Genomic DNA, 16,369 nt, shown 5'->3' on the forward strand with positions numbered 1-16,369 from the left:
TCTATTGTTAGTTGGAAATGGTTTAGACATGGTTGATTTAGATCGCATAGAGAAAATGTTAAAAAAGAATGAGAGATGGATTATTGAGAAAGTACTCTCAAAAAGAGAAAGAGCTTATTACTTAGATCTCAATGGCAGAGAAAATAAATTAGCTTGGGTTGGTAAATGTTTTGCTATTAAAGAAGCAACATTTAAAGCCATTAATCAACTGATTTATGGGAAGTTCAATTTTTTGAATATTGAATTTATAGTTGATGAAAATGGGAAGCCCAACATTTATTCAACCAAAATTGATTTTAAAGAAAAGGGGATCTTTCTACATCACTCGATAAGCCTTACATCCAAAACTGTTACGGCGTTTGTTACTGCTGAAAAATTAAAGGAGGTGAGTACTAATGAAAATTAAAGCGAATCCAATTCAAATTAAGAACTTAAAAAATGTAGACCGTTACAACGCTTGCGGTAAATGCTAAAAGATTGTACAAACCACTTACATTAAAGGAGGTGACCACTAATGAAAATTAAAGCGAATCCAATTCAAATTAAGAACCTAAAAAATGTAGACCGTTACAACGCTTGCGGTAAATGCTAAAAGATTGTACAAACCACTTACATTAAAGGAGGTGACCACTAATGAAAATTAAAGCGAATCCAATTCAAATTAAGAACCTAAAAAATGTAGACCGTTATAATGCTTGCGGTAAATGCTAAAAGATTGTACAAACCACTTACATTAAAGGAGGTGACCACTAATGAAAATTAAAGCGAATCCAATTCAAATTAAGAACCTAAAAAATGTAGACCGTTATAATGCTTGCGGTAAATGCTAATAAGCTAAAAGATCAATATACTTAGTTAAAAAACATAGGGGTAGGAGATAAGAAATTACTCTCTCAGAAAGGAATTTCTTATCTCTCCTTTCCAATCAAAGGGTGACAATATATGTTATATATTGATTACATTGAAACAGGTATTCCCGAAAAAATAGTAGATATTGAGGACCTGCAGGAGTACTTAAATTTAAAGAATTACCAGATTAAAGTTTTTAAAAAAGTACATGGATTGGCAGAAATCAGAAAAGAAGAGGGTTCCTTAACTGAATTATTAAGTGCACCCATTTTAAGGATATTTGAGCGTAGTAATATTTCTAAACAAGAAATTAAATATATAATTTACTGTCATACTATTCAAAATATATATCCTTTTCCGCTAAATATTTTCAATGAAATAAGTGAGATTTGCAATATAAATAATACAGTGAATTTTTCGTTAAATCAGCAAAATTGTGCTTCAAGTCTAGTAGGATTAGAGATTGCAGATAGTTTACTAAGGAATGCAAAAGTAAATGACAAAGTTCTTTTAATAATGGGTGAAAAAGTCTTCAATCCAATTATGCAAGTAATTCAAAATACAACTATTTTAGGGGAAGCTTCAGCTGCTGTCATTCTATCAAATAATAGTAAGAAAAATATAAAATTTATAAAAACATATACGAAAGTACTGGGAAGATATGCAGAAGGAATTGGTATTAATCAAGAGAAACAAAAACAATTCGAAAAAGAGTATATCCCAACACTAACTGCTTTAATAAAGGATATGCTCAATGATCAAAATTTAGATTTGTCAAAAATTTCATTGATACTGCCACATAATGTGAATATATCTTCTTGGAGACAATTGTCTAAATCGTTAGATATCCCAATTCAGAAAATTTACTTAAAAAATGTGAGTAAGTATGGACATTGCTTTTGCGCTGATCCATTTTTAAATCTGGAAAGTGTGATCGAAGAAGGTATTTTAAAAAAAGGTGACTATTTCTTAATGGTTTCAGTTGGTCTAGGAGCTACATTTGCTGTTAGCTTATTTCAGTTTTAGAAAGAGGTGAATTATGGAAGCGGTTAATTATTCTTTTAGTGAGAGTCTTAAAAAGGGACTAGTGAACGATGAAAATGCAACATTTATATATATAAATAACTTTGAAGTAGAACAATATTGGAAAACATCGGATATTGTGGGGATCCCATCAGTTTCAACAGCAAGTGCAAAGATTATGGTTAATAGAATGGAAGAACAAGGTGTATTATTTTCCAGCCCTACAGATATAGTAATTTTAAAACGACCTGTAAGTAACGATTTTTTAAATTATTTACAGCAGGTGTTAGAATGTCCGACAATTATATATGTAGAGAACAGTAATCCAAATCTTAATATTACACAGGATATTCTGAATTGCCAAAAAACTATTTTATATCTTAAAGAAATGAAGGAAAAGAAAAAAAACATTTATTTTATGCCTTATGGTTGTTCAGAGTATGAAGAACAACTCTCAGAATTAACTGGCATTCCTTTAGCTGTACCGAATAGTGATGTGTTTCGTAAAGTAAACACTAAAGTGTATAGTCGATTATTAAACGAAAAAGTAAATATTAGGCAGATACCTGGTGGTGAGTGTGATTCAATTGATAGTTTACAGGAGACTTATCAAACCTTGAAGCATCATCTAACAGAGGGGGGGAAATTAGTTTTAAAGGAATCACTTGGAGTATCAGGAAAAGGATTAGTTATTATTGATTCTGAAGAAAAGTTTCAAAAAGTAATTAAGATGATAAGTAAAAGTCTAAATAAAAAAAATAACGGTAAAGTGAGTTTTATATTAGAAAAGTGGATTAATAAAGTAGCTGATATTAACTATAAGCTTTTAATTGATGTTAATGGAAATATTACATATTACGGTGCGAAGGAATGTATTGTAAAAGATGGTGTTCATCAAGGACATCTCTATCCAACCTATATCACAAGGAAGTTGGATAAAGAACTAAGAATTATTGGAGAAAAAATTTGTACACAATTATATAAAGACGGTTATTTTGGAGTTGTTGGAATAGATGCGATATATGATCAAGTGGGTACACTTTGGCCAAATCTCGAAATTAATGCACGATTAAATATGTCTTCCTACCAAATGAGAATTCAAGAAAACTTTTTGCAAAATGATAAATGCGCCTTAGCAAAATACTATGAGTTGAAGTTAACACGCAAATTAACTTTTAAGGAAGTGTCAACTGTACTTGAAAAATATATGATTAACTACCAGCGTAAAGAAGGTCTTTTAATTAATAATTTTGCAACTGTTAATTCAGGTTTTAGCAAAGAAGGCAAATTGTTTAAGGGGAGATTATACGGAGTTTTAATAGCAAATAATGAGGATTCGTTAATAGAGTTAGACAGTATTATACTGACTCAACTAGATAAATTTCAAGACTGAGAAAGGAAAAGGCAAATGGTATATCAAATACAAGGAATACCAATAATAGATTTAGCAGAAAGATATGGTACACCCCTATATATATATGATGGGAACGAAATTAAAAATGCATTTTTAGAATTAAAAAGTAATATCCCAGATTATTTAGAGGTATTCTTCTCCTTAAAATCCAACCCTAATATTTCAGTCTATAACTTACTAAAGTCTTTGGGTGCAAAAGCAGAAGTTTCCTCATTGACTGAACTAAAGACGGTTCTAATGGCAAATACAAATCCAAACGATATTATCTTTTTAGGACCAGGGAAAAGTGAAGAAGAAATTAAAAATTGTATTGATCATTCAATTTACGCAATTGTGTGTGAATCTTTTCAGGAATTAGAGTTAATTAATGAAATTGCTTCACTTCGAAAAAAAAGAGTACGTGTGGCTATTAGAGTGAACCCAACCTTTACTGTAAAAGGGTCGAGACTTAGTATGGGTGGTAAACCGCGGCAATTCGGAATAGATGAAGAAGAAATATTTCAAAATATAAGTATACTAAATTCATATAAAAATGTGGAAATTATAGGAATTCAAGTATATATGGGAACAAGGATCTTAGATGGTGATGTCATCTGTCAAAACACACAGAATATTTTAAAATTGGCAGAAAAGTTTAGTAAACAAACAGATCAGTATTTACAATTTGTAGATATTGGTGGAGGTTTAGGTGTACCTTATTTCGGTAATGAAGAGGAATTAAATATACAAAGATTAGGTAAACAGCTAGCGCCAATTATTGCCGATTTTAAAGCTAATTTCCCAAATACAAGGTTAGCAATGGAAGCGGGTCGCTATCTTGTAGCAAAGTCAGGAATATTTGTATCCAAAGTGAATTATACAAAAAAATCAAGGGAAGAAAATTTTGTAATAACAGACGGAGGTACAAACTGTCATATGGCAGCTGTGGGGATAGGTAGTTTTGTAAAAAGAAATTTTCCAATGATAAATCTAACAAATTTAAATGAAACTGATATAGAAACTTATAATGTAACGGGTCCGCTATGTACTCCAAATGATATAGTGGGAAAAAATGTGGAACTGTCGAGAGTTCAAAAAGGAGACCTTATAGGGGTTTTACAATCAGGAGCGTATGGGCCAAGTGCCTCCCCAGGTTTATTTTTAAGCCATGGTTTTCCAGCTGAAGTTATGATTCTAAATGGGGAGCATTATTTAATTAGAAGACGTGATCATTCGGATGATATTATAGATAAACAAATAATGGTTAATGAAAAAATAATACGGTAAATAGAAAGGGTTTAGAGAATGTTGAAAAAAAATACTTTTGAGATAACTGTAGCTACATTAAGAGAAGTGTTGGACATTGATACTGCGACAGAAATATTGCCAGAAACCTCATTAGAATCATTGAGCTTGGATTCTACTTCGATTTTTGAACTTTTAATGGTTTTGGAAGACAATATTGATGGATTTTCTGTTGATCCAGAAGATATAGAACCTGAGTACTTTGAATCTGTAGAGACCATTGTTGATTATATTAATAATTCTTTAGTAAGTGCATAAATGAATAGGCATGATAAAGATAAATTCTTATATTCATAAAAGTTTCCCCGAAAAGAGACCTTATAGTTATAGTAGTTTAAATATATCATTTCAAACAGATTTAGCAAGTATATATGGCTTTGAGGTAGATGAATCATTATTAAGTTCAGGGCGGAATAATTCATTTAGTTATATGGGATCTAGTTTAATAGATCATTTGTCAAATATGGGTAACAGAATTGATGATGTAGATTTAGTTGTTTTAGTTTATTGCATCCCAGATATTAATCTCTCCACTTCAAGTGTTAATTATTTTATTGATAAATACGCCTTAGACGCAACAGGTTTTGCCGTATCAGGAGTTGATACTTATGCTCCTTTTGCTGCAATGAAAATCATAAAGGAATTATTTAATACTAAAAAGTGTAAAAAGGCAATATTTTTAATTCTTGATCAATCTACCCTATCTTATCCGGTTACAAGATACGAAGAAATTGAAGATACCGGAATTGCCTTTCTCGTTGAGTCACATGGAACTAGCCCTTGTCTTGAATTAGATGAGTGGGGTTATGATATTATACCTAATCTGCGTGGATGGTTGGATAAAATCACTCAAAAGCAAAAAAAGAATGTATTTATTATTTCTTCTAATTTAGAAGAAATATATGAAGAGATGCCATCCAACTCTACCTTTATTTCCTCTCCTAATCAATTATGTACATCTTTGTTTGCAAAACTTTTAAATCTAATAAGCGAGGATAAAGTTCAGGGAAATTCCTCTATTTATTTGCTAGATGGAAATTTAGTGAGAAATGAAATGTATTATATGAAGTTTAATATATATGGAGGCAAAATGTGAATCTTGGTATTGCAAAAATTGGGACATATATCCCGAATCTAAGACAAAATATTGAAGAAGTAGTAGAGTATTGCGGTGGCAATGACAGAGAAATTAAGCTAATGAAAAGATTACACAACATTCAACAAGTTCCTATTGTAGAAGAGGGACAAAGATTAGATGAGACACTTGGGTATGCCTTATTAGATCTAAAGCTGAATGAAAACATTGATTTAATATTATATGCCCATTCTTTACTTGCTCAAGTGCCTCACGATTATGGGTTATTAAATAAGGTGCTTAAGCCATTTAATTTAAATAACGTAAAAAAATTTGGAATTACTCAAGAGGCTTGTGCTTCTTCCTTTTATGCGATGGATCTTGCAAATTTATATTTTACAAAGAAAGAAAATGTTAACAATGTACTCATAATTTTGGGCGATCAATCCAATATGACTAATCGATTAAGGTATATTGAAGGTTCTACCCTTATAGGAGACTCAGCTGTTGCGATTCTTCTACAAAAGAATTTTGAAACAAATAAATTATTGTCCATAGGTCTTTATAAAGACACTAGATTTAATCAGGGATTTTTTGAAAATCCGCAAAAAACAGCTCTCTTTAATGAGGAATATGTTTCAATTATTATTAAAGCAGTTCATGAAACTTTAAAAAAGGTGAATGTATCTCTCGATGAAGTTCAATATATTCTTCCTTATAATGTTAACAAAATGACTTGGAGGAGATTTTCAAAATTAACCCATTTTCCTTTTGAAAATATTATCCTAGATTTACTTCCAGACATTGGACATACCTATACAACTGATTGTTTTATAAATTTGGCGTATTTACAATCAAAAAATAGATTAAAAAAGGGAGATAAATTTTTAATGATAAGTGTAGGACTAGGTTGTTTTGTTGGATCAGCTCTATTTGAACATTAAGATTTTATTATAGAAGGAGATAAGTAATGACTACTTTTTTATCATCGAAGAATGAGGATTTATTGAACTATATGAATCGCTTTTTTGAAGAAACACGCGGTTTAAGTCCTATTGAAACTTTTGAATGGTATTCAAAAAGCTACACTAACCCTGTCATTGTATCATCCAGCAATTATTTTATTACCCCCAATACTATTTTAGAGAATCCAGCAACTCAGCTCCTTAGGGGAAATACTCTCTACAAAATGGCAGAAGTTAAATTTGAAAAAATTAACGATTTTATTCTAGGATATGAAAAGATTAGCTTATTTAAAATAGATGTCCCGATTAAACAGGATACACGGAATATATCTCAGATAGAGAGTATATTTTTAACAAAAAACCACTTTGCTTTGATAATGCGGTTACGGATTGCTTTGGATTGCCTAAATTATGATAAAAACCTTTTGAGCAACCGCTTTTCAGGGAAATTACCGATTATCCAATATCAAATGGTGAAAGGACAGTTTTCAGAAGCAATTATTAAATTATATTCTATTGTTAACAACTATATCAACGGAGATAGGGCAATAGAAGATAACTCTTTTTATGCATTTCTCCATAGTGAAATAGATGAATGTATGAATACTTTGATTAATCTTACTGGAGGTCATGGAGTCCTATTAGAAACAGTAAGCAGAAAAATTTATTTGTCTTTTGTCATCAAAAATCTGTTTGTAGAAACGGAGTGAAAAGCTTTGAACAGAGAGAGATTAGATGCTTTTGAACTAGCTATTAAATCATATTCTCAAGAATTTAGGGATATTGGTCTTGTTATAGATAAAGAACCAGATAGACTAGGTGAATTTACCAATTTGGACAGTGTTCAATTATTATCACGCATGATGATTCCTCCGGAATATAATGATCGTCCATTTATCGTAAATAATACAAAGTTCTACGGTTTATCTTGCATTGAGAGGGTCATTGGAACAGAGTGGCTTTCCTATGGAGACGCAGGTGTAGTTGTTGGTTGTCCAGGACCTTCCTTATCAGGGATAATTATCCAAGATTTTGCTGATGAGGAGCAAAAAGAGAAGTATTACAGTACTTTGCTTGAAAAGCCATCTTGGACATTTTTTGCCTTAACTGAGCCTAAAAAGGGATCAGATGCCATGAATATAGAAACAAATTTAAAGAAAATAGATGGAAACAGTGGAAAGAAGATGTTGAATGGTGAGAAATATTTCATAGGAAACGGTACTCGGGCAGATATCGGCGTTGTTTTTGCACGTACCACAACTGGCCCTTTAGGAATTGAAATGTGCCTGGTTGAAAAGGGACAAGATGGTTTCTCGGCAGAATCATTGGGTACATTAGGCCTTCGCGGTCCGAAGCTTAGTAAGTTAATGTTCCAAAATGTGTGTATAAATGAGAGTCAGATTATTGGGAGACACTTAAGCCCATTAAAAAGAGGTATGCACGGAGCTATTACTGTTTTTAATAAGATGCGTCCCACAGTAGCAGCTATGGCACTGGGTGTATCACAAGCAGTTTATGATTATATGATAACTAATAAGAAAAATTTATCCTTAGATCAACAACTAAAATTAGAACATTTTCAAAATGAGCTCATAACGGTAAGGAATCTTATTCGACAAGCAGCATTAGAATTAGATATTAATCCTAAAAATGGCTATATTGGTTCAATTGCTAAAATTAGAGCAACGGCATTAGTAAAGAAAATCACTCAATACGCCCTTGATTTGTTTGGTGAAGGATCCTTATTTGACCATCCACATTTAAATAAATGGTTTAGAGATGCATTTGCGTTTGAAAATATGGAAGGTACTTCCAATATATTAAAATTAAATGTTTTTCAAAGTTACATGAATGGAAATATTTCTTATGTATAACATATGTAATTTAAATCTATCATTATCATCTTTAGCTTTTCTCAATATAGATCAAGATAATTATTATATAGATGGAGAAGAGATATCCGATTATTTAAGATTAGAGCCTCATTTACAAATTGAAGCTTACTACAATAATGTTCCTAAAGAATCTGTCGTATCATACTCAATTAAAATTAACAATCAACAGGTAACCTTATCAGAAATGATACATCAATGCCATATAGAACTCTTTCCAAAAGTGAACAACTACCAATGTTTACTGCTTTCAAATTCATTCTCTGATCGTCAACCAGAAATACAAGCCTTACCAAGAATTTTAGAGTGGTCTGATATAAAACCGAAAAATTATTTTGGTATTTCTCATTTAAGTTCAATAGCTTCGATAGAAAGTTTAGAAATTCTAGAACTTTCATTAAATGAAGAGGAAGATGGGATACTTTTATTGGGAGAACAGTTGATTATTGAAAAAAATCGTTATTGTGAAGGTTATTCACCTTTTGCAGATTTTGCTATGGGTATGCACTTTTCAAAAGGTTATGGACCGATTCAAGTCCTTCAAATAGGAAGTTATTTCACTTCTGATAATGAATTAAATAGTAATAATAGCGAGATTATCTTTTCCGAAATTATTAATCAAATTATTGAATTAGTTTCACAACAACATCAACTTAAAAGGGTTATTGTACAAAATTTATTTAGTCATATGGTTTACGAAGAATACGATGCCCTTTATATTCGGCAAATAAATAGTACCAAAGATTATCAAAGCGGTGATGTTTGGTACACATTTCTCGAATTATTATCTACAGAAAAATTAAACAAAGAGGAGAAAATACTTATAATATCGGCGAACCGAGATCTAAGTACTTCTTTTGCAATTCTTCAATTTAATGAACTTCCTATTATAACAAGCATTAAGTGGTAAGGGATGGATAATTTGCAAAAAAAAATTGATTATTTAAATGACAGAATTGTTCCGCTAATTTATAAAACCTTTATTCCAATGGTATTGGCTTCTTCTGTTTCAATTGTCACACAGTTAGCCAATACCTTTTTTATGGGGCATGAGCATAAGGATGCACTTTATATTGTTGGTTTGTATATACCATTTTCCTTTTTTATGACGGCGTTGATTGAAGGATTTCAAATATCGAACGCATCTACAGTAGCATTTGAAAAAGGTAAGGACAATTTGAATAATATTTCTAAAATCATTAATAACCTACTTTTGTATGGAATTATATCTAGTTTAATTATTGCTATTTTTATTAGTTTAGTTATTCCCCAGTTAATCAATTTTTTTAATGTTCATGATGGAGCAATCAATACATTTCTTAAATATACCCGTTTAATGGTTTTTATGACCGTTTTTTCTGTTATTAATGCAATCTTATTATCGAGTATTAGAGGATATGGATTAGTAAAAATTTCGTCTGGAATAAGTGTTTTAGCTTCATTGTCCAATATAATATTAGTTTACATTTTTATTAATTTTTTTAATCTAGGTGTTTATAGCATTGTACTTGCAAATTTTATTGTTATTAGTATTTCAATTTTTTTAAGCGCTTATTTCCTTCTTAAATATAAGATCTTTAATTTTACTAGCTATTTTTTTTCCTTGAAAAATATGAAATTAGAAAAAATAGTGAAAATTAAAATTTTGAATATTGGGATTCCGGTTGCAATTTCTTATTTTCTAATTTTTATTAGTACATTTTTTTTTAACAAAATTTTAATGCCATTTGGTAACGAGGTAATAGCAGGCTTTGGTGCTGCTTACCGTTTACAAACCATTGTCCTACTAGTATCAATATCTTTTGGCAATACATTAGGTCTTATTATGAATCAAAATATGGGTGGTAATAATGCGGAACGCGCTTTTCAAGTCTATAAGAAAGGGCTTATTAATATAGTAGGAATTTATATTATTATTGGCATGGTTATATTTTTAGGAAGAGATCTTATTGCTTCTTTTTTAATAGCTGATGGAGAAGTGAGCGCACATACAGAAAATTATCTACAAATTGTTGCTTTATCTTATAGCATAATGGGACCAATGATGTCTTCCTTGTTAGTTCTTGAGCAAATTGGTAAAGGGCTACGAGCGTTCTTTTTAAATTTTTTATATTTCTTTTTAATTGTTGTTGTAGGATGGCTTCTAACAACTATTTATCAGGTAGAAAGCCTATTCTATTGGACAATTAGCTTAGTGAATACTTTTGCAATTATAGGTATTTTCTATAGTTATGTTGTTATTAAGAATAACTTTAAGATGAAAAAAACGTAGTTTGAAAAAAATTACTAAATAATGACTTATTACTTTAATAGAGTAGAAAAAAGGCATTCATATTGAGAATGCTTCATTTTCGAAGTCTTACTTTGTCTTTAAGTTCGTATATCGGAGAAAAATAAGAGTATAGCTTTTTTAAATAGCTAAATAACAAGTAATGATCACATAATTTAATTTTTTCTTCAATGAAATAGGAAGAAAAAGATGATACCTAAATTATATCAATATGAAATACCTTAATTATTTTGATTTACAAAGGAGAGTGAAAATATTGGATAGTTTTTATGAGTTATATAAGCGATTTTTATCAGAGGAAGAAATGCTGAAAAGTTACTATTATGAGCATGGCTTGTCGATTGATCAGTTTCTTTCGTTGACAAATATGGTTATGGAATTATTACCTCTAGAACTAAATGAACCTTGTGAGAAAATTTGGGCGAAATATTTGAGTCATAACAGACTCATAAATAGAGAGAGGGTAAAACCTAATTTTGAAATTGATAGTTTTGATGAAATATTCGGTGAAGAATATATGATGGAAACACTTAGTGAAGGAGGTGCATTTCTTACTTGGCATTTTGGAGATTATCGGCATAATACTGACCAAATTATTAAAGCTTTGAGATTTAAACTCCAAGATAAAAACAGAAAATTTTTTGTAGTAGTGGACCAGGAATCCTATGAATCAGAAGGAAAACTAGAGGCTTGGGAGAAAGTAAGAGAAGAAGCTGGAGTTAGATTATTAGTTGCAGAATCAAAACTAATTGCTATTAAGTTATTTTACCTTTTAAAAGAGAACAATTCATTTTTATTGTTTTTGGACGGTCAAGCAGGATTTAATGAGGATAATGCAGACATTCGAACGAAATTTCTATCATCAGAAATAAAGGTTAGAAGCGGAATCTTTAGAATTCTTGAAAAAGCTAAGAAAAAAATATGTATACTTATTACTACTATGTCTGAAGATGGAAAGAAACAAATTATCTTCTATAAACCATTTCTTGTTGAGCCAAATAAGATAGATGAAGCAGTTAACAAAGCCTTTTCAATTTTTACTGCTGAACTTATAAAAAAACCAGAACTATGGCGTTTATGGTATCGTCATGATGAACAAGTTTTAAATTGGCATTCATCTGTAAATATTGATAATGGGCGACCAATTCAAATTGATTGGAGAACAAAAGACATACATAGTAATCAAATGTTGGGATTAGATGCTAAAAATGCTCGATTATTTGAGCTTGAAACTGAAGAATTATCACTTAACATGCAACAAATATCTGGTATCAATTATTTTATACACCAAAATGACAAATATATGAATTCTACTATAAGATTATCTCTTTTATATCCATTGAAAAAAGTTATGGCAAGTTCAATTTCTATTTTTTCTGAATTACTAATCCCCCATGATATTCAGGCAAAGTTAGATCATTTGTATGGAGCCACTTTGAAAAGTAATGTATCAAGAAAGGGAGATTATCAAGTTCTAGAATTTGAAATGTCCATTATACAAGATAAGAGTTTGGATTCCGATATATTGTCAAATTCACTAAAACTATTATCAGAAATCATATACAGCTCACTTGAAAACGGATTTAATTCTGAAAGAGTAGAAAAGGAATTTTTAAATCACTATAATCGCATTCAAGAGATAAACGATTATGTGGAATATACAGTTCAAGAAAAGTGTTTATCTATTATGACAGAAGGAGAACCATTCAGTACTTCAATTTTTGGTGATTTGAACACACTTAAAGATTTAAATTCAAAAATATTATTCAAGCATTATCAAGATTTCATAGCTTCAGCAAAAATATATATTCATATAATAGGTCCCAATATTGATGAAAAAAGGATACAAAGTAATATTTGTGATTATTTTAAACGGGAAAAAGAAAGTATCGTTTTGTCTAAGGAAAATATGATTTCTTCAATTAATGAGGAAATTAAATATATTGAACATGAATCCACGACTAAACAAGGAAGACTATTGATTGGATTTAAAACAGGCATTAACTTATCTTCACAAAATTATATCCATTTACTTGTTTTTAATGCGATTTTTGGAAATTTACCCTCATCAAAATTGCAAACGGAAATAAGACACAAAAGAGGATTGGCCTATTATTCAAGATCTGAAATTGAAGATTTGAAGGGAATATTATTAATTCATGTGGCTTTACAAGAGGAAAATTATGAAATGGTGACTAAGATTGTTCTAGATGAGTTAAACAAGATTCGAGATGGAGGTATAACTGAAGAAGAAATTCAAGCAGGTGTAAATGCAGTGAAACATTTTGTTAAATCAGGGTTGGAAACGCCTGCTATCTTAATTGATATTAGTTTAACTGGAGAATTATTAGATTACCAAGATGATGAAAATAAATTCTTTTCTAGATTAGATAATATTTCCAAAAAAAATATTGTCGATGTTGCTAAAGAAATAACGCTGGATACTGTTTTTAAATCCGTGAGAAAGACGGTGGAAATATAAATGGAATGTATTCAATATGATAAATTGGGGCTTTCTATTTTTTGTGAAACATTTAGTAACGGTTTGGAATTACATATGATACCGCTAAAAGGCATGTCGCAAACATTTGCGGTATTAAATGTTAACATTGGTGCTAATGACACAGCATTTATTAATACTACTACTAAGGAAAAAATAGAATTTCCACTGGGTACAGCTCACTTTATCGAACATTTAATGTTTAGGAATAAAAATGCCATCGATCAAATTTGTTCAGAAATAGGTGCAACTATTTCTGCAAAGACTAACTATAATAATACGGAATTTTTAATTTCTTGTTCCGGTAATATAGAAGCTATTATTCCTAAATTATTCACAGCCCTCCTAAACCAAAGTTTTTCAAAGTTTGAAATTGAGAATGAAAAAAGAGTCATTAAAGAGGAAATTTTGGTATATCAAGATGAGCCAAGCTGGATAGTTTATAGGGATCTAGTAATGCAGATGTATCCGGAATTATCTATTTGTACAGATGTATCCGGTACCATAGATAGTATTAAAAGCTTGGATAAAGAATTATTAGAACAGGTGCATAATATTTATTATAAATCTAATAACATGAAATTGGTGGTTGTTGGTGATGTTAATCCAATAAGACTGAATGAATGTATTTTCAATACAATAGAGCGCAATGGACATCATGTTAAAACAAAAGATCATGAAGTTGAACGTTTTTATCCAAAAGCACAAAATGAACCTTATAAAAACATTGCAATTATTAAAAATAAAGCCCAGGATTTATTTTCAATAGGTTTAAGGCGTCAAATACAAGAAGATAATAAAATTGATAATTATTTAGCAACACAAGTGATAATGGAGTCCCTTTTTGGTTTAGGATCCACTCTAACAGTTAATTTAAAGAAAGAAGGTCTAATTACAAATAAATGGAGTTATTCTAATTATACTGGTCCAAACTATGACTTTAGTGTTGTCAGTAGTTCGACGATGAATTTAAACTCATTAGTAATAAAGATATGGGAAGAACTTCAACAGGTGAGAAAAAACGGTTTGATGCCATCAGAAATTGATAGGGCAACAAAAAAAATGATTGGACAGAGATTGTTGCAAATAGATAATATAAAAGAATTTACATTAGCGTATTCAGAAAATCTATTGAATGGCTTTAATTACTTTGATTTTTTGGACTACTTACATAAAGTAGATTGTAATTACATTAACAGTAAATTAGAATCGATTGTTTCCTTTGATCATTTTTTAAATTTGCCTCATGAAATACTGCATGATTCATAAATTGGACTATTTAAAGATAATATGTAAGAAAAATTTATCAAAGAATCCCACATTAAATTTTCCATCTACACACTCTAACTCCCACGGGACTACTAGTTTACCTAGTCCCGTGGGTTTCTATTTATTTTAAGATTGTTTTTTGAATGATCCCACCTTTCTTCCAGCACACTTTTTGATTCATACGTTTTTTTGAATGATTGCCGAAAAGTTATGATTTAAGATGAATGTATCTATTAGATCGCTAGGTATGAGGGTAGTTCTATTTTTCATCTATACAATATGATACAATTAAAAGCACTGACTCATTTGATAGAATGCTATCTAAACCTCTACAAAACCAAGTTACAACCATAGTGTATATTGTATTATTAGAAATAATTCCCTGCGTATTATCCATACGGGGCATAATTATTAAAATAGAATCCATAGAACAAAAGGAGGAGCTTCTGGTGACGGTTCCATTTGTTACGGTAGAAGGTCCGATTGGTGTTGGTAAAACCTCTTTATCGAAAGAGATAGCAGCGACATTTAATTACCATCTATTAAAAGAAATTGTAGACGAAAACCCTTTTTTAAATAAGTTTTATGAAAACATTGAGGAGTGGAGTTTCCAAACGGAAATGTTCTTCCTCTGTAATCGCTATAAGCAACTAACCGATATTAAAAAATTTCGCTTAGCACATGCCAAACCTGTTGTAGCAGACTATCATATTTTTAAAAATTTAATATTTGCGAAGCGTACATTGGCACCAACTGAATACGAGAAGTATGAAGAGATCTATAGAATTTTAACGAAAGACATGCCTGTTCCAAATGTAGTGGTTTATTTATATGCCAGCGTTGAGACATTAATGAAGCGTATCGCCATGAGAGGGCGAGAGTTTGAAAAGATGATTTCACGTGATTACATGGAGCAGCTTGTGGCCGACTATCATTCTTTTATCGAGCATTTTGAAAGCATGCATCCCGAAATTCCAGTTATTCGATTTAATGGAGATCAGCTTGATTTTGTAAAAAATCCAAATGATTTAAATCATGTTTTAAAAATAATTAAAGATACGTTACAACAAAGGAGTTTGCAATAATGAATTTAAGAGAGAAGTACGATATTCCACCACAAACGGTTATTACGATTGCAGGTACTGTTGGGGTAGGAAAATCGACGATGACAAAGGCTTTAGCAGAGGCACTGAACTTTCGTACCTCGTTCGAGAAAGTAGACACAAATCCATACCTTGATAAATTTTATGAGGACTTTGAAAAATGGAGCTTTCATTTACAGGTCTACTTTTTAGCAGAGCGTTTTAAAGAACAGAAGCGTATTTTTGAATATGGTGGAGGATTTGTACAAGATCGTTCTATTTATGAGGATACTGGCATTTTTGCTAAGATGCATTATGATAAAGGAACAATGAGTCCGACAGATTATGAGACTTATACAAATTTGTTTGATGCAATGGTGATGACACCTTATTTCCCACATCCAGATTTGCTTGTCTATCTTGAAGGACCTATTGATGCAGTTATTGGACGTATTCAAGAGCGTGGACGTACAATGGAGCAACAAACACCGAATGATTATTGGATAGAAATGCATGAACGCTATGAAAATTGGATAAATAATTTTAATTCTTGTCCAGTTCTACGTTTAGATATTAATGATTATGATTTATTAAAAAATCCTGATGCCATTGAAGCAATTGTAAGCCGTATCAGTCATATGCTAAAACAAACAAGCCATTTACGAAAATAAAAGTAAAATAAATGACCAAAAAACGTGAGACAATATATAGCCGATTGTTTCACGT

General features: G+C 30.8%; 15 protein-coding genes. All 15 read left to right on the plus strand.

Going from position 1 to position 16,369, the window contains the following annotated elements; genetic code table 11:
- Positions 1-4: 4 nt before the first annotated feature.
- Positions 5-406, plus strand: a complete 402-nt coding sequence (gene acpS / locus MKY76_RS00190; protein WP_066037884.1) for a holo-ACP synthase — start codon at positions 5-7, stop codon at positions 404-406.
- Positions 407-942: 536 nt separating this feature from the next.
- A complete protein-coding gene (locus MKY76_RS00195; protein ID WP_066037885.1) occupies positions 943-1,875 on the plus strand; it encodes a ketoacyl-ACP synthase III family protein in 933 nt (310 codons plus the stop codon).
- Between the two features lie 13 nt (positions 1,876-1,888).
- Positions 1,889-3,265 carry an ATP-grasp domain-containing protein gene (locus tag MKY76_RS00200; RefSeq protein WP_103117234.1) on the plus strand — a complete coding sequence of 459 codons (1,377 nt, stop codon included), beginning with the start codon at positions 1,889-1,891 and terminating at the stop codon, positions 3,263-3,265.
- A gap of 15 nt (positions 3,266-3,280) precedes the next feature.
- Positions 3,281-4,552, plus strand: coding sequence for a diaminopimelate decarboxylase (gene lysA / locus MKY76_RS00205; RefSeq protein WP_066037887.1), 1,272 nt, complete (start codon positions 3,281-3,283; stop codon positions 4,550-4,552).
- 18 nt (positions 4,553-4,570) lie between these two features.
- The gene (locus MKY76_RS00210; protein ID WP_083225391.1) at positions 4,571-4,828 is read left to right on the plus strand and encodes a phosphopantetheine-binding protein; all 258 of its coding nucleotides are present in this window, start codon (positions 4,571-4,573) and stop codon (positions 4,826-4,828) included.
- A 10-nt stretch (positions 4,829-4,838) separates the two neighbouring features.
- A complete protein-coding gene (locus MKY76_RS00215; protein WP_103117235.1) occupies positions 4,839-5,666 on the plus strand; it encodes a hypothetical protein in 828 nt (275 codons plus the stop codon).
- Positions 5,663-6,589, plus strand: coding sequence for a 3-oxoacyl-[acyl-carrier-protein] synthase III C-terminal domain-containing protein (locus tag MKY76_RS00220; RefSeq protein ID WP_066037889.1), 927 nt, complete (start codon positions 5,663-5,665; stop codon positions 6,587-6,589). Before MKY76_RS00215 ends, MKY76_RS00220 begins: the two co-directional genes overlap by 4 nt.
- 26 nt (positions 6,590-6,615) lie before the next feature.
- The gene (locus tag MKY76_RS00225) at positions 6,616-7,320 is read left to right on the plus strand and encodes a hypothetical protein (protein WP_066037890.1); all 705 of its coding nucleotides are present in this window, start codon (positions 6,616-6,618) and stop codon (positions 7,318-7,320) included.
- Between the two features lie 6 nt (positions 7,321-7,326).
- Positions 7,327-8,484: an acyl-CoA dehydrogenase family protein gene (locus tag MKY76_RS00230; RefSeq protein WP_342557241.1), complete on the plus strand. Its 1,158-nt coding sequence runs from the start codon at positions 7,327-7,329 to the stop codon at positions 8,482-8,484.
- Positions 8,477-9,412, plus strand: a complete 936-nt coding sequence (locus MKY76_RS00235; RefSeq protein WP_066037892.1) for a hypothetical protein — start codon at positions 8,477-8,479, stop codon at positions 9,410-9,412. The genes MKY76_RS00230 and MKY76_RS00235 overlap by 8 nt, the downstream gene beginning before the upstream one ends.
- Positions 9,413-9,415: 3 nt before the next feature.
- Positions 9,416-10,774 carry an MATE family efflux transporter gene (locus MKY76_RS00240; RefSeq protein ID WP_066037893.1) on the plus strand — a complete coding sequence of 453 codons (1,359 nt, stop codon included), beginning with the start codon at positions 9,416-9,418 and terminating at the stop codon, positions 10,772-10,774.
- Between the two features lie 274 nt (positions 10,775-11,048).
- Positions 11,049-13,274, plus strand: coding sequence for an insulinase family protein (locus tag MKY76_RS00245; protein WP_342557242.1), 2,226 nt, complete (start codon positions 11,049-11,051; stop codon positions 13,272-13,274).
- Positions 13,275-14,561, plus strand: a complete 1,287-nt coding sequence (locus MKY76_RS00250; protein ID WP_342557243.1) for a pitrilysin family protein — start codon at positions 13,275-13,277, stop codon at positions 14,559-14,561. It begins immediately after the preceding gene.
- Between the two features lie 449 nt (positions 14,562-15,010).
- A complete protein-coding gene (locus tag MKY76_RS00255; RefSeq protein ID WP_048391001.1) occupies positions 15,011-15,646 on the plus strand; it encodes a deoxynucleoside kinase in 636 nt (211 codons plus the stop codon).
- The gene (locus MKY76_RS00260) at positions 15,646-16,314 is read left to right on the plus strand and encodes a deoxynucleoside kinase (RefSeq protein ID WP_048391003.1); all 669 of its coding nucleotides are present in this window, start codon (positions 15,646-15,648) and stop codon (positions 16,312-16,314) included. The genes MKY76_RS00255 and MKY76_RS00260 overlap by 1 nt, the downstream gene beginning before the upstream one ends.
- The last annotated feature ends 55 nt before the right edge of the window (positions 16,315-16,369 follow it).

The organism is Lysinibacillus sp. FSL P4-0201, from assembly GCF_038593425.1.
In the GTDB taxonomy this organism is placed as follows: domain Bacteria; phylum Bacillota; class Bacilli; order Bacillales_A; family Planococcaceae; genus Lysinibacillus; species Lysinibacillus capsici.

Bases quoted from the DNA above. Each gene is read 5' to 3' on its own strand.
- MKY76_RS00195 (WP_066037885.1), top strand. From the start codon at position 943: ATGTTATATATTGATTACATTGAAACAGGTATTCCCGAAAAAATAGTA.
- MKY76_RS00200 (WP_103117234.1), top strand. From the start codon at position 1,889: ATGGAAGCGGTTAATTATTCTTTTAGTGAGAGTCTTAAAAAGGGACTA.
- lysA (WP_066037887.1), top strand. From the start codon at position 3,281: ATGGTATATCAAATACAAGGAATACCAATAATAGATTTAGCAGAAAGA.
- MKY76_RS00210 (WP_083225391.1), top strand. From the start codon at position 4,571: ATGTTGAAAAAAAATACTTTTGAGATAACTGTAGCTACATTAAGAGAA.
- MKY76_RS00215 (WP_103117235.1), top strand. From the start codon at position 4,839: ATGATAAAGATAAATTCTTATATTCATAAAAGTTTCCCCGAAAAGAGA.
- MKY76_RS00225 (WP_066037890.1), top strand. From the start codon at position 6,616: ATGACTACTTTTTTATCATCGAAGAATGAGGATTTATTGAACTATATG.
- MKY76_RS00235 (WP_066037892.1), top strand. From the start codon at position 8,477: ATGTATAACATATGTAATTTAAATCTATCATTATCATCTTTAGCTTTT.
- MKY76_RS00240 (WP_066037893.1), top strand. From the start codon at position 9,416: ATGGATAATTTGCAAAAAAAAATTGATTATTTAAATGACAGAATTGTT.
- MKY76_RS00250 (WP_342557243.1), top strand. From the start codon at position 13,275: ATGGAATGTATTCAATATGATAAATTGGGGCTTTCTATTTTTTGTGAA.
- MKY76_RS00260 (WP_048391003.1), top strand. From the start codon at position 15,646: ATGAATTTAAGAGAGAAGTACGATATTCCACCACAAACGGTTATTACG.